17 protein-coding genes are annotated in these 12,379 nt (G+C 51.8%); 7 read left to right on the top strand and 10 right to left on the bottom strand.

Annotated elements, in window-relative coordinates; all coding sequences use genetic code 11:
• Positions 1 to 211 precede the first annotated feature (211 nt).
• Entirely contained in the window at positions 212 to 625 is a 414-nt protein-coding gene (locus tag D7Z26_RS10870) for a cupredoxin domain-containing protein (protein ID WP_120976768.1), read from the top strand.
• A gap of 81 nt (positions 626 to 706) precedes the next feature.
• On the opposite strand, the gene D7Z26_RS10865 is transcribed toward D7Z26_RS10870, so the two are convergent.
• The 8 genes from D7Z26_RS10865 to D7Z26_RS10830 form a co-directional block, all read right to left on the bottom strand.
• The gene (locus D7Z26_RS10865) at positions 707 to 1,141 is read right to left on the bottom strand and encodes a MarR family winged helix-turn-helix transcriptional regulator (RefSeq protein WP_120976766.1); all 435 of its coding nucleotides are present in this window, start codon (positions 1,139 to 1,141) and stop codon (positions 707 to 709) included.
• Between the two features lie 146 nt (positions 1,142 to 1,287).
• Complete coding sequence (locus D7Z26_RS10860) at positions 1,288 to 1,971, bottom strand: hypothetical protein (protein WP_120976764.1); 684 nt, start codon at positions 1,969 to 1,971, stop codon at positions 1,288 to 1,290.
• A complete protein-coding gene (locus D7Z26_RS10855) occupies positions 1,968 to 2,864 on the bottom strand; it encodes an ABC transporter ATP-binding protein (RefSeq protein WP_120976762.1) in 897 nt (298 codons plus the stop codon). Before D7Z26_RS10855 ends, D7Z26_RS10860 begins: the two co-directional genes overlap by 4 nt.
• Positions 2,861 to 3,232, bottom strand: a complete 372-nt coding sequence (locus D7Z26_RS10850; RefSeq protein WP_120976760.1) for a GntR family transcriptional regulator — start codon at positions 3,230 to 3,232, stop codon at positions 2,861 to 2,863. The genes D7Z26_RS10855 and D7Z26_RS10850 overlap by 4 nt, the downstream gene beginning before the upstream one ends.
• Before the next feature lie 150 nt (positions 3,233 to 3,382).
• Positions 3,383 to 4,081, bottom strand: coding sequence for an SDR family oxidoreductase (locus D7Z26_RS10845; RefSeq protein WP_120976758.1), 699 nt, complete (start codon positions 4,079 to 4,081; stop codon positions 3,383 to 3,385).
• An 18-nt stretch (positions 4,082 to 4,099) separates the two neighbouring features.
• Entirely contained in the window at positions 4,100 to 4,555 is a 456-nt protein-coding gene (locus D7Z26_RS10840) for a VOC family protein (protein WP_120976756.1), read from the bottom strand.
• 36 nt (positions 4,556 to 4,591) lie between these two features.
• The gene (locus D7Z26_RS10835) at positions 4,592 to 5,632 is read right to left on the bottom strand and encodes a LacI family DNA-binding transcriptional regulator (protein ID WP_120976754.1); all 1,041 of its coding nucleotides are present in this window, start codon (positions 5,630 to 5,632) and stop codon (positions 4,592 to 4,594) included.
• A gap of 182 nt (positions 5,633 to 5,814) precedes the next feature.
• Positions 5,815 to 6,000: a hypothetical protein gene (locus tag D7Z26_RS10830; RefSeq protein ID WP_120976753.1), complete on the bottom strand. Its 186-nt coding sequence runs from the start codon at positions 5,998 to 6,000 to the stop codon at positions 5,815 to 5,817.
• 311 nt (positions 6,001 to 6,311) lie between these two features.
• Between D7Z26_RS10830 and D7Z26_RS10825 the strand changes: the two genes are divergently transcribed.
• The 6 genes from D7Z26_RS10825 (at position 6,312) to D7Z26_RS10800 (ending at position 10,351) form a co-directional block, all read left to right on the top strand.
• On the top strand, positions 6,312 to 7,271 hold the full coding sequence (locus D7Z26_RS10825; protein WP_407643501.1) for a TIGR01212 family radical SAM protein: 960 nt from the start codon (positions 6,312 to 6,314) through the stop codon (positions 7,269 to 7,271).
• 1 nt (position 7,272) lies between these two features.
• On the top strand, positions 7,273 to 7,851 hold the full coding sequence (locus D7Z26_RS10820; protein ID WP_120976749.1) for a class I SAM-dependent methyltransferase: 579 nt from the start codon (positions 7,273 to 7,275) through the stop codon (positions 7,849 to 7,851).
• 13 nt (positions 7,852 to 7,864) lie between these two features.
• Entirely contained in the window at positions 7,865 to 8,266 is a 402-nt protein-coding gene (locus D7Z26_RS10815; protein ID WP_120976747.1) for a VOC family protein, read from the top strand.
• A 1-nt stretch (position 8,267) separates the two neighbouring features.
• Complete coding sequence (locus D7Z26_RS10810) at positions 8,268 to 9,239, top strand: type I phosphomannose isomerase catalytic subunit (RefSeq protein ID WP_120976745.1); 972 nt, start codon at positions 8,268 to 8,270, stop codon at positions 9,237 to 9,239.
• Between the two features lie 84 nt (positions 9,240 to 9,323).
• Positions 9,324 to 9,839: a hypothetical protein gene (locus tag D7Z26_RS10805; protein WP_120976743.1), complete on the top strand. Its 516-nt coding sequence runs from the start codon at positions 9,324 to 9,326 to the stop codon at positions 9,837 to 9,839.
• The gene (locus D7Z26_RS10800; protein ID WP_120976741.1) at positions 9,836 to 10,351 is read left to right on the top strand and encodes a MogA/MoaB family molybdenum cofactor biosynthesis protein; all 516 of its coding nucleotides are present in this window, start codon (positions 9,836 to 9,838) and stop codon (positions 10,349 to 10,351) included. The genes D7Z26_RS10805 and D7Z26_RS10800 overlap by 4 nt, the downstream gene beginning before the upstream one ends.
• A 70-nt stretch (positions 10,352 to 10,421) precedes the next feature.
• On the opposite strand, the gene D7Z26_RS10795 is transcribed toward D7Z26_RS10800, so the two are convergent.
• Both D7Z26_RS10795 and mgrA read right to left on the bottom strand, forming a co-directional pair.
• Positions 10,422 to 11,384 carry an acetylxylan esterase gene (locus D7Z26_RS10795; protein WP_120976739.1) on the bottom strand — a complete coding sequence of 321 codons (963 nt, stop codon included), beginning with the start codon at positions 11,382 to 11,384 and terminating at the stop codon, positions 10,422 to 10,424.
• Positions 11,381 to 12,370: an L-glyceraldehyde 3-phosphate reductase gene (mgrA, locus tag D7Z26_RS10790; protein WP_120976737.1), complete on the bottom strand. Its 990-nt coding sequence runs from the start codon at positions 12,368 to 12,370 to the stop codon at positions 11,381 to 11,383. The genes D7Z26_RS10795 and mgrA overlap by 4 nt, the downstream gene beginning before the upstream one ends.
• Positions 12,371 to 12,379 lie beyond the last annotated feature (9 nt).

Here is a 12,379-nt window from a genome sequence, read left to right as displayed (position 1 = left end):
CGAATGGGAGCCGCCAAGGAATTTAATACTTCGGACACTTTAATCTTACTACTAAGGTACTTCTCGTTAAGTAATATACGCCTCACATTTAGGATAGTCAATAATACTTTAATATAACTTTGACAATGCTTTTGAACTGGAGTAGAATGTTTCATCGGACGCTTAACATTCTTACTACTAAGTTATTTAATATCAGGAGGTATTCCAAATCATGAAACTTAGAACTAGTATTTTCTTCACTATCGTTGCATTGGCCGCCATGCTTGCTCTAACCGCTTGCGGAAGTAACAACTCCAAGAATAACAATAGTTCGCCGGCTGCCAGCGCTCCTGCGGCTTCGGAAGGCGCGGAAGGCGGACAAACAATAGAAGCAACGATTGACGCAAGCAACTGGAAATTCGACGTTACCGAAGTTAAAGCAAAAGTAGGCGACACGCTTAAATTGACAATGAAAAGCTCCGAAGGCAACCACGGTATTCTCATTGAAGATTTAGGCGGAGTGAAAATCAAAAACGGCGAAACCGTAGAAATCAAACTCGACAAAGCCGGCACGTTCGAATATCACTGCAACATCATGTGCGGTCAAGGTCATGACAATATGACTGGAAATATTATCGTAGAGTAATCTTTCTTTAAACCAATAAAGGGATCGTCAACTGTCCGATCGGACGGTTGGCGATCCCTTTATGACGTGGTTACCTCAAGTTTATTCTTTCCTGATACTAATTAGTTTACCGTAGACTTGCTCCAGAAAAGCAATTTCCGCATCCGTAAGAACGCCGAAAATAGCATCGAAGGTTCGATCGCGACCCTCTTCCAAGGATTCAAGACGCATTCGGCCTTCATCGCTAATTTCCAACATGATTGCCCTCCGGTCCCGCTGTCCGTCCCGGGACCTGCGAATTAACCCTTGCGCAAGCAATTTATCGGAGATCGCCGTTATCCCCCCGGAAGTAATCGATAAATCATTGACTAATTGTTTGGATTGCTGGGGGCCTTCTAAATTCAAAGTGTACAGCACAAGGAACTGCGCATAGGATAAATCCGATGTATTGTTCCGATTCCACTCGGATTCCCACATTCGCATATGGATCATGAACTTTTTTGAGTAGGACTCAAGCAGCTCTTTTCTGTTAATCATCCGTATTACGCTCCTCTAACGACATATGTACATAACTGTTCGACACCATTGCATCTATTTCCTTGAATGATATCACAAACTAGCGCCGGAATTAAAAAACGCCCGGGTAAACACCCGAGCGGAAAGATTACATGGTTTTATTCCAATCAAAGCGTTGATCGGCGAAGCATCGAATAAGAAAACAACAAATAGATCATTGTAAGAAGTGACAATCCCGATGCCGCTTCTATCGCGGTCACGTCTCCTAACCAATCTCCTATGACAGTCCAACGATCGTAGAAGCTCAGAAGAAAAAGACTAACTGTCATAATAATGAAGATCGCTAAAAAGAACGTATACAGCCCCGTCTTGCCGAATCTTCGATGAATGCTAGAGATTGCAAAACCTAGAAAGAACAAATGGAGCATCGTAGCCGCTTGTATCCAGATCTGCCCGATTCCGTTGCTATCGCTAACATAAGGCAAGTTAAAGAAATGCAGTTTCATTCCCCACCCACCGGTCAATTCGCTTTCGATATAACCCAATGCCCACAGGATAATCGCGGAGCCGACGCTTATTATCGCTATCGTTGCGAGAGTACCCAGGAAATAATCCTTTCTCCTCACGCTATAACTAATCGCGAACGGGAAGGTTTGCGCCACGCTGGCGATTCCCGCAACTAACATATAAATATGAATAGAGGCCAGACCTCCCGTGTAAATCTCCACCCCCGACGTACTCCCGATAATAAGATTCACGCTAAAGCTAATCATTAAGATTACCCAAGGGAGAATGATCCACCCCCATTTATCTTGCAGATGAATTTTCATAATTCCCGGCAATCGATTCATAGCGATATCTCCGCCTTTCTGTCCCATTTGCCATTCGTGAGATGGACGATCATTTGCTGCAAAGATACCGGCGCGATCTCTAACCCGATTTCCGCGGCTTGCCGATGTTCTTGGGCCGAAAGCTCCCCTAACAGGGTAACCGAGGCTAACCCCCCGAACGGTTCCCGGTTAATTACGTCCTTACCCGCTGTGAAAGTATCCACTTTCGAAGCGGTTCCGATAATTGTTGACGCCCTACCGCGAAGGGCATCCGCTTCCTCGTCAATAATGATCTTGCCTTTATCTATGACCAGAACGTGTTCTAACATTTGGCTGACCTCATCAATAAGGTGGGTGGATAACACGATCGTGCGAGGGTGCAAAGCATAATCTTCGAGTAGTCTGTTGTAAAATAAGCTTCTTGCCACGGCATCCAGCCCTAAATATGGCTCGTCGAATATCGTAAGCGGGGCACGGCTGGCTAAGCCGACGATAATCCCGACAGCGGATAACATTCCTCTTGATAATTTCTTGACTCTGCGTTTCAACGGGAGCTGGAACTCCAAGACTAGAGAGTCGGCGAAATCTTGATCCCAGTTCGGGAATAAGGAGGAAGCAATGCTCATGACATCGATAACGCGATAATTATCCGGATATTTCTGGCTCTCCTTAACGAAACAGATTCGGTTCAATACACGCGCGTTCTCATAGGGAGCTTCGCCGAATACTTTCAGTTCTCCGCTAGTGGCGAACAATTGCGCCGTGATCATGTGCATAATCGTCGTCTTGCCTGCTCCGTTCCGTCCTAGCAACCCGTAAATTTTATTTTCCTCGAGCTTAAAGCTGACGTTGTCGACCGCATTGACTTTGCCGTAAGCCTTCGTTAACCCTTGGAGTTCGACGACCGTGCTCATTGTTCTTTATCCCCTCTCCGAATCATTTCGGTTAATTGTTCGGCCGATATGCCAAGCTTACCCGCTTCCTTGACCATGGAGACGACGTATTGCTCGTAAAATTGTTCCTTGCGTTTCTCCATGATTTTCGTTCTGACACCCGTTGCCACGAACATTCCGATCCCTCTTTTCTTATACAAAATTTCTTGATCGACGAGTAGATTGACTCCCTTTAATACGGTTGCCGGGTTGATCTGGTAAAATGCCGCGAACTGGTTCGTCGATGGAACCTGCGACTCTTCGGGAAGATTTCCTTCAATGATGTCGTTCTCGATGCGTTCCGCGATTTGCACGAAGAGGGGGCGGCTTTCGTCCATCGATAATGTCATTTCCTCACCACCACGTTAGTCGGTTAGTTACTCATGTAATTAACTATATAACCAAAACATTCTTTGTCTACAGCAATCTTGTCGAAAATAAAAAAAGGGCTGCCGCTAGTTGCGGCAACCCCAATTATCGTATGTACTCTTCCATATCGGTCAGATCGGCATTTCTTTCCCGGTGTAATCGACGAAGCGGAACCGGGCACCCGGGACCGTATGGCGTTCGATCAGATCGAGAATTCCTCGAGCGGGCAAACGCGGATCGGTCGGCGCATTGCTTCCACCCATATCCGTTCTCATCCAGCCGGGATGTACGCCGAGCACTTGAATATCGCGTTCCTTCAAATAAACATGTAGTTGCTCGGAGAACATATTCAAAGCCGTCTTCGAGATTGCGTAAGGATAATCTCCCGGATAGGCGTTCGAGATGCTTCCCGCTTCGGAGGAAATATTGATGATGGCAGCTTGCGTTTCGGTTAGTAAAGGCAGGAAATGTTTGACGACTCTCATAGGGCCGTACAAATTAATCTCGAACGTCTTCGCCACTTCATCCATATCCAGAAGCTCGATCGGCGTATTCCGGGCTGTGAGAATCGCGGCGTTGTTCACGATGGCTCCGAGCGTTCTGCCTTCATGTTGCAAACTCGCAGCGAGTTCGGCAATGCCTTTCTCGTCCGTCACGTCGAGGCGAGTCAACGTAAGTCGTTCGCCATGCTTGTCTCCCAATAGCTTCAATCCTGAATGATCTTCATCCGGGTTGCGTACGCCGGCGATGACGGAATGCCCTCTTTCTAGCGCTTCCGCGGCGATTTCATAGCCCAATCCCCGATTGGCGCCCGTTATCAACACATTCATGCGATCTCCTCCTCTAGCTTACTTCTTATCGTTCTCGAGCAGTTCGACCAACACCTTCAGGTCTTTGAAAGTATCGATATACGCGTATCTGCCGCCCTCGTATTCCCCTTTCTGTTGAAGGGAGAAGCCTTTGCGGTCAAGCAGTTCTATTTTCTCCTTCATGCCTTCGATAACGAAAGCGATATGGTGCGGGCCTTCTCCGTGCTCGTTCAGGTAATTTCTCCAAGTGCTAGGGTGCTCGTCCGGCTCGATGAGCTCCAACTGCAGCGAGCCCATATCGAAGAAAGCCAGTTTCGCGCGCGCTACGCTCGGCTCGCCGTTATATTCGGTCTGGGCTTTGTCCAACGTATCCGTTAGAAAGGCTTCAGGCTGAGGAACTCCGAAAAATTCCGAGTACGCTTTGCTTGTTTTCTCGATATCGTTAACGAGAATTCCGATTTGCGTAATGAAGTGATTGCCGAGAAGTCCTGACATTGTCATTACCACCTTTGATTTTATTGGGGCATCCGGTTAAATCTTACGACAAGAATTCCTCACGATAAGTTGGCAGTCCAGCTTTATTTCCTTGAACTCTGCCGTGGAGCCTTCGATTCGGGCGATCAAATTCGAAGTCAACTGCTCAAGCATATCTCCGAAATTCACCCGGATCGTCGTTAGCGCAGGATGATGCCTCTCGCTAAGCGCATGATCGTCGAAGCCGATAACGGAAATGTCTTCCGGTACGCGCACTCCGTGCTCTTTGAATGCCCGAATCGCGCCGAACGCGACGCTATCGTTGGCCGCGATGATGGCCGTAGGCAGATCGCCCTTACGTTCAAGCAAGACGGTCGCCGCATCATAGCCGCCGTTTTCGTGAAAGCTCCCCGCCAGTACCCACGACGGATTGACGGACAGTCCGCGAGACGCCATCGCCGCCTGATATCCCTCGAATTTGGTTTGGCCGGACAAGCGATTTCGATCGCCGTTAATGACGCCGATATCCGTATGTCCCAATTCCGCCAAATAATCGACCGCTTGTCGCATCCCCGAATCGTTATCGAAATTGGCGACCAACCGGTTGGACTCCGGAAGTCCCGGCGGCTCTTGGTCGACGACTCCGACAATAAAGCCCTCCGAGATCAGATCTTCGATAATAGGCTCTCGATCCGACGCACCTATGAATATGCCCCCGTCGATTCTCCGTTGGAAAAAAATCTCACGTACGCTCCTGACCGTCTCTTCGTCGTGCGCGTCGCGAATAAGGTTAGTCAGCACGTAATAGCCGCATGCCGAGGCATTCTCGATGACGCTCACGATGAGCATATTGGTCAGAATATCTCCTGAGACTTTTCCCGGTCCGATGAGGAACAAGCCGATCGTCCGTGCTCGTTTACCAGCCAATACTTGGGCGGAGACATTCGGATAATAGTTATATTGCCGAATGACTTCCATGACTTTGTCGCGGGTTTGTTCGGGGACGTTGGCATAGTTGTTGACGACTCTGCTGACCGTGCTCCTGGACACACCCGCCAACCGGGCGATTTCCTCGCTCTTTATATCCTTTTTCTTCAATTACGGTTAGACCTCTTTCGTGAACGCGCGTTTACAAGCTTATCATACACAGGAATCCTTCTTGTGTAAACGCGCGTTTATAATATACCTGTGCGCAACTTACTCCACTTAAGTCGCTAAAAAGGCAGGATTCCCGCCCTCGGGAATCCTGCCTTCACTTTCCTATGCTAACGCCTAACGGCTCAGTTGACCGGTTTGCTCTCTTCAATATAATGATCCGAGATAAGATGATTCAGCTTCTTCTTCGCGGAAACCTCGATGTCGTGGTTGTTGTGGAACTTGATGCCTGCCAACGCCATCGCTTCCTTCATCGTTAATTCAATCTTAATCGTATCGTCCCCTTGAGGAATGCGTACGGTTGAATTCATTACAATCACCTCTCCAATCGGTTAATTTAATGGTTGCACCTAGCCTGCCCGAAATATGGAAATGGTATGAATTGGTCTGCGACGTAATCGAGTGATGTTAGATTTATTTGTTGATTTGGCGCACTTTCAATATAACATACCATGTCAGGTGTTGCAAGTAAAAAGGGTATCGTAATCGCCCGTTTATCGATGTTGATTTCGTATCGATAGCTCGGTAATCGATCGCTTGCCGGGATGGGAACGACAACCCTCGCATTTTGGCTTTATTTTCGCTACAATTATACCGACTTAAGTAAAGGACGGATGCAATGATGGCAACGATAGATCTATCGAACGAAAAGGCTCGGTTATGGGCGGACAAAAGATTTCATACGTGGAACTTCGAGATGCGGGAGCAATTCGGCGAGAAAATATTCAAGGTCATGCTGGACGCGGGCTTTACTTGCCCGAACCGTGACGGTTCGATCGCGGCGGGCGGCTGCACGTTCTGCAGCACGAGAGGCTCCGGAGACTTCGCCGGCAGCCGGCGCAACGACCTCGTCTCGCAGTTCAACCAGATTCGTGACCGCCAGCACTTAAAGTGGCACGAAGCGAAATATATCGGTTACTTCCAAGCCTATACGAATACTTACGCCCCCGTAGAAACGCTTCGTGAATATTATGAAGTCATTCTCGAGCAACCCGGAGTGGTCGGCTTGTCGATCGCGACCCGGCCCGATTGCTTGCCGGACGACGTGATCGATTATTTGGCCGAATTGAACGAGCGCACGTATTTATGGATAGAAATGGGCTTGCAAACGATTCACGAATCGACCTCGGAACTCATCAATCGGGCTCATGATACCGATTGTTTTGTTGAGGCGGTACAACGCTTAAGGGCGAGAGGCATTCGCGTTTGCGCTCATATTATCCACGGGCTTCCCGGGGAAACCCGCGAGATGATGCTGGATACCGTGAAAGCCGTCGCCGGCATGGACGTGCAAGGGATCAAAATCCACCTTCTGCACCTGATGCGCAAAACCCCGATGGTCCGCCAGTGGCGAGACGGCTTGCTCAGATTCCTCGATCAAGACGAATACGTGTCCCTCGTCGTCGATTCCTTGGAGCTACTCCCGCCGGAGATGATCGTTCACCGCCTCACCGGCGACGCGCCGAGGGATTTGCTGATCGGCCCGATGTGGAGCTTGCGCAAATGGGAAGTTCTCAACGCTATCGATGCCGAATTGGTTCGCCGCGACAGCTGGCAGGGTAAAGCATGGAAGGGCGTGTAAGATGGGATTCCTATCCGTCTTGAGCCAAGCCCAGCGCTGGGTGAAGGAACGTACCCTACCCGGGGATATTGCCGTGGACGCCACGGCCGGCAACGGATCCGACACTTTGTTCCTGGCACGAACAGTCGGCCCGAAGGGCACCGTGTTCGCATTCGACATTCAAGCCGAAGCGCTCGAGAGCACTCGCCGCAGGCTTGAATCCGAAGCCATGCAGGAAGAACTCGCGACGGTCGCGCTCGTGCGCGAAGGACACGAAAACATGTCGGAAGCTATCCCGGTCGAACGGCATGGCCGGATCGCGGCCGTCATGTTTAATCTCGGATACTTGCCCGGCGCCGAATCCGACGTCATTACGCACCCTGCCAGTACGTTGGCCGCCTTGGAATCCGCGTTACGCATGCTTCGCCCGGGAGGAATCGTAACCGTAGTCGTTTACCCCGGACACGAAGGCGGTCAAACGGAAGCGGACGCCGTATCTTCGTGGGCTGAAGCGGTATCTCCCGCCATCGCGCAAACGGTCGTCTATCGCTTTCCGCAAAAGCTCTATTCTCCCTATCTAATCGCCTTGAACAAAAAATAGGAGGTTATCGCTCATGGCCGTGAGTAAAATCGAGCATGTTGGCATAGTCGTTACTTCATTGGAAGTATCCATTCCGTTCTACGAGAAAGTCGTCGGTTTGAAGCACACGGAAACGTTAACGCATACGAACGGCGTGATCCGGTTGGCGTTCCTCTCCTTCGCTTCCTCTTCCGAGACCGAGATCGAGCTGATCGAAGGATATACGGGAGAAGTCGCCCGCGAAGGCCGCGTGCATCACGTCGCCTTTACGGTAGACGATATCGAGGAAGAGTACCGCCGTATTGGCACGCTTGACGTCGCAGGCGTAGACGATGAAATTACCACGCTGCCGAACGGTAGCCGTTACTTCTTCTTTAACGGTCCGGACGGCGAGTCCATCGAATTTTTCCAAACGACCCGAGGAGGCGCGAACTAAGATGAGCACACAACCCTATCCGTTACATTTCAAACCTGAATTCAAAGAAAGAGTATGGGGTGGACGGGCGCTGGAGAAATTCGGCTTCGACGTCCCTCCGGGAGCCATCGGCGAAGGATGGATGATCGCGGATCACCCGAACGGCGTATCGCACGTTACGAACGGAGCGTTCGCGGGCAAAGGACTTGACGAGATTCGCGAATCCGTCGGCGCGGAATGGTTCGGTACGAAGGGCGGCGGTTCCGGAACCGGACGTTTCCCTCTCTTGATCAAGTTGCTTGATTGCAACGACGACTTGTCGATTCAAGTGCATCCGAACGATCACTATGGCAAGCTGCCCAAAGGCGAACTCGGCAAAACGGAAATGTGGTACGTGCTCGACGCCAAGCCGGACGCCAAAATCATCTACGGGTTGAAGCCGGGAGTCGATCGCGCGAAAATGGCGAGCGCGATCGAAGAAGGACGCATCATGGATACGCTGCAGGAAGTATCCGTGAAAGCAGGAGATACGTTCTACATCCCCGCAGGAACCGTGCACGCTCTGTGCGCCGGAGTCCTCGTCGCGGAAATCCAGCAGAACTCGGACACGACTTACCGGCTGTACGACTACGACCGCCCGGGACTGGACGGCAAGCCTCGCGAATTACATATCGAAGATTCCCTGAACGTAACCGCCTATGAAGGCTCCGGAGCCGCGCGCATGACTACGGACGGCGCGAAGCCGGGCGAGTGGCTGACGCTTGCCTCGTCGCCTTATTTCAAGACGGACAAAGGCGTCGTCCGAGGACAGTGGACGTTGTCCACCTCCGAAGAAAGCTTCGTCATCCTGATCGTCTGCGAGGGCTCGGGGAGCATCGGTTGGCCAAGCGGCCTGGTCGATGCCCAAGCCGGCGACTGTTTCCTGCTCCCCGCCAACTTGGGGCAATACACGCTGGACGGTTCGATGACCGTGCTTCGCAGCCTCGTGCCTTAAGAGGAAATCGACATCGTTTGTCGAATTAAGTGTGCAGGTTGTCCGAAAGATTAGAAGCTTGCTACTCCGAAAGGACGGATCGTCGTGCGAAAAGGATTGATTTTATCTGGGCTTGGAGTCGCCGTATGGGCCGTGCCCACTCTCTTCTTCGCCCTATTCGGGAAATGGGTCGTATTGGAAGTCGGGGAAGCCTACTTCGGTTCTTCGTTGTTTCTGCTCGAAATGCTCACTTTCCTGCTTTTGATCGGGATCGCCTTGATCGTAAGGCTCCGGTTGCTGCGCGAACGGGGCTCCGCAACCCATTTCGGATTCGTGGCCGCCGTCATCGGATTGTTGCTCAATACGTATACCGCTTGGCATAGGGATTCGGTTTTCCCTTCTTTCACGGAAGGTCAGCACCAAGCTTATACCGTTTGGATGTCATTGGCTTACGCGCTGACGCTTATCGTTCCGGCGGTCGTGGACCGTCTCGTTAAGGAAACGCATGCAACGCCGCTGGATAACCCGGAAGCGCCTAACGACAATGAAGTTAAGACCGAAGCGGAGCAACCGTCGCTTCCGTTCGAAGCACCTCCGACCAGCGAAGGCCACGAAAGATGACGACTTCCGCCGAGCAGCACAAGAGCGAGGCGCCGAAAAGCGTCTCGTGCGGGATCATTACCGTGTCCGACACGCGCACGCCGGAGACGGACAAGAGCGGACAGCTTATCCGGCGATTGCTTGAGGAACAAGGACATACGGTGACGGAATACGCGATCGTCAAAGATGAGTACGAGCAGATTAAAAAGCTCGTTCGCGGCGCTGCAGCCGATCCGAACGTGGACGTCCTGCTTCTTAACGGCGGAACGGGTATCGCCGGCAGGGACACGACCTACGAGGCGGTACGCGGCGAGCTAAGCAAGGAAATGCCGGGTTTCGGCGAGATTTTCCGCTTTCTGAGCTTCACCGAAGATATCGGCTCGGCGGCGATTCTATCCCGCGCGATCGCGGGCACGATCGAGAAGACGGCCGTCTTCTCGATGCCGGGTTCGACCGGCGCCGTACGCCTGGCGATGACGCGATTGATCGTGCCGGAGCTCGGACATGTCGTTCGCGAGCTTCGTAAGGATTAGACCGTCCCTTAATAAACAAAACAACCTCCGATCTCCCGCTGACATGAAGCGGGGTCGGAGGTTGTTTGCTTTACCGGTTTAAGAAATGCGCCGAAATGAAATCAACCGCAAGACGTTGCTGATCTCCGGTGACAACATGGCCGGAGAAAGGATACGGAACGATCGTTTTCTCGCAATCGACCCGATTAAACGCCGCGTAGATCGTCTCGGGCATCGTTACCGGATCTTTTAAGCCTACCGTGACGAAAAGTGGAATCCGAATGCGATGCGCCAGATTCATATTATCGAAGTAGCTTAATGTCTCGAGCACCGTATCCAGTTGTTCCGGGTTACGCTCGATGAACGCGGCGGCCTCGGATAACGAGCTCGAGGAATTCAATATCCCGAAATCCATCTGGCACATGTTCGGAATATGCGCCACCGCGATCGCGGCTTTGTCCGACAAGGCGGCGGCGATCATCGCCAGACCGCCTCCTTGGCTCGCGCCCGATGCGCAGATACGCTCCGCATCGACTTCGGGCTGCTCACTCGCCCAATCCAATGCTTTTAACGCATCGATGGTTATCGCTTTGTAATAGAAGGAGTCCTTATCCAGAATGCCCTGGGTGATCCACCCTTTGGTCATTCCGTAATCCTGCGGCATCAGGTTGCCCGTTTCCCCCGATTGGCCCCGAACGTCAATGGCGAATACGGCGATTCCCATCAGCAAGTATGCGGCATACTCTTCGGGATATCCTTTGCTGCCCGTGTAACCATGATAGAGAACGACGCATGGCAACTTCTCCTCTTGCCGGAACTTGGGAAGCAAATACCAGCCGTGAATCGGAGTCGCATCGTAACCCTGGTATTCTACTTTGCAGGCTTTCATGTAGGCGTAAGGCGTTTCCGTTAACGTTCTCTTGGCATATAGGGGCTTGTCCGCGAATTGCTCCAACGTTAGATCCCAATAATCGTCCAAATCGGGTCTGGCGGTTAAGGGAGGAAGCAGGTTTTCTAGCTCTTCGATTCTCCTGGAGATCGCGTTGCTCGTCATTTCAGTATCGCCTCGATAGCCGATAACTCGTCTGCCGTAAAGTCCAAGCGCTGAAGCATGGCGACGTTATCGTCAAGCTGGCTTACCTTGCTTGCTCCGACCAACACGCTTGTCACTCGCTCGCCGCGAAGTACCCAAGCAAGCGCCATCTGCGCGAGCGATTGGCCGCGGGACAACGCAAGTTCGTTCAGCTTGCGAACTTTGTCCAGCTTCTCGGGCGTAATACTGCCTTCGTTCAGGAATACGGACGCGCCCGCAGCGCGGGAGTCCTGCGGAATGCCGCCCAGATATTTGTTCGTCAGCAAACCTTGTTCGAGCGGGGAGAACACGATGGAGCCGACGCCGCCTTCTTCGAGCACGTCTTGCAATCCGTCCTCGATCCAACGATCGAACATGCTGTAGCGAGGTTGATGAATCAACAAAGGCGTACCGAGCTCCTTCAGAATGCGAATGGCTTCCTTCGCTTCCGGAGCGCGGTAGTTCGATACCCCCACGTACAGCGCTTTGCCGGAACGAACGATTTGATCCAAAGCCATCATCGTCTCTTCGAGAGGCGTTTCCGGATCCGGACGATGGTGATAGAAAATATCGACGTAATCGAGACCCATGCGGGCAAGGCTTTGATCCAAGCTGGAGATCAAGTATTTGCGGGAGCCGAAATCTCCGTATGGCCCGGCCCACATGCCGTAGCCGGCTTTCGTGGAGATGACCAGCTCGTCGCGGTAAGGCTTCATGTCCGTCGCTAACAGGCGTCCAAACATTTCTTCCGCGGAGCCCGGAGGCGGTCCGTAGTTGTTCGCCAAGTCGAAATGGGTAATGCCCAAGTCGAAAGCGTGTCTGACGAGCGCGCGGCCGTTCTCGAAAGAATCGATGCCGCCGAAGTTATGCCATAGTCCGAGCGATACCGCCGGAATTTTCAGGCCGGAACGTCCGACCCGATTGTATTTCATTGTAGCGTAACGATCGGATTTTGCTTGATAGACCATGTCCCCAAC

The organism is Cohnella endophytica, assembly GCF_003628305.1.
GTDB classification, from domain to species: Bacteria; Bacillota; Bacilli; order Paenibacillales; family Paenibacillaceae; genus Cohnella; species Cohnella endophytica.
Note: the sequence above shows the minus strand (reverse complement) of the source record. Positions and strands in the feature narration are given on the sequence as shown.

Bases quoted from the DNA above. Each gene is read 5' to 3' on its own strand.
- D7Z26_RS10870 (WP_120976768.1), top strand. From the start codon at position 212: ATGAAACTTAGAACTAGTATTTTCTTCACTATCGTTGCATTGGCCGCC.
- D7Z26_RS10865 (WP_120976766.1), bottom strand. From the start codon at position 1,141: ATGATTAACAGAAAAGAGCTGCTTGAGTCCTACTCAAAAAAGTTCATG.
- D7Z26_RS10860 (WP_120976764.1), bottom strand. From the start codon at position 1,971: ATGAATCGATTGCCGGGAATTATGAAAATTCATCTGCAAGATAAATGG.
- D7Z26_RS10855 (WP_120976762.1), bottom strand. From the start codon at position 2,864: ATGAGCACGGTCGTCGAACTCCAAGGGTTAACGAAGGCTTACGGCAAA.
- D7Z26_RS10850 (WP_120976760.1), bottom strand. From the start codon at position 3,232: ATGACATTATCGATGGACGAAAGCCGCCCCCTCTTCGTGCAAATCGCG.
- D7Z26_RS10845 (WP_120976758.1), bottom strand. From the start codon at position 4,081: ATGAATGTGTTGATAACGGGCGCCAATCGGGGATTGGGCTATGAAATC.
- D7Z26_RS10840 (WP_120976756.1), bottom strand. From the start codon at position 4,555: ATGTCAGGACTTCTCGGCAATCACTTCATTACGCAAATCGGAATTCTC.
- D7Z26_RS10830 (WP_120976753.1), bottom strand. From the start codon at position 6,000: ATGAATTCAACCGTACGCATTCCTCAAGGGGACGATACGATTAAGATT.
- D7Z26_RS10825 (WP_407643501.1), top strand. From the start codon at position 6,312: ATGGCAACGATAGATCTATCGAACGAAAAGGCTCGGTTATGGGCGGAC.
- D7Z26_RS10820 (WP_120976749.1), top strand. From the start codon at position 7,273: ATGGGATTCCTATCCGTCTTGAGCCAAGCCCAGCGCTGGGTGAAGGAA.
- D7Z26_RS10815 (WP_120976747.1), top strand. From the start codon at position 7,865: ATGGCCGTGAGTAAAATCGAGCATGTTGGCATAGTCGTTACTTCATTG.
- D7Z26_RS10810 (WP_120976745.1), top strand. From the start codon at position 8,268: ATGAGCACACAACCCTATCCGTTACATTTCAAACCTGAATTCAAAGAA.
- D7Z26_RS10800 (WP_120976741.1), top strand. From the start codon at position 9,836: ATGACGACTTCCGCCGAGCAGCACAAGAGCGAGGCGCCGAAAAGCGTC.
- D7Z26_RS10795 (WP_120976739.1), bottom strand. From the start codon at position 11,384: ATGACGAGCAACGCGATCTCCAGGAGAATCGAAGAGCTAGAAAACCTG.
- mgrA (WP_120976737.1), bottom strand. From the start codon at position 12,370: ATGGTCTATCAAGCAAAATCCGATCGTTACGCTACAATGAAATACAAT.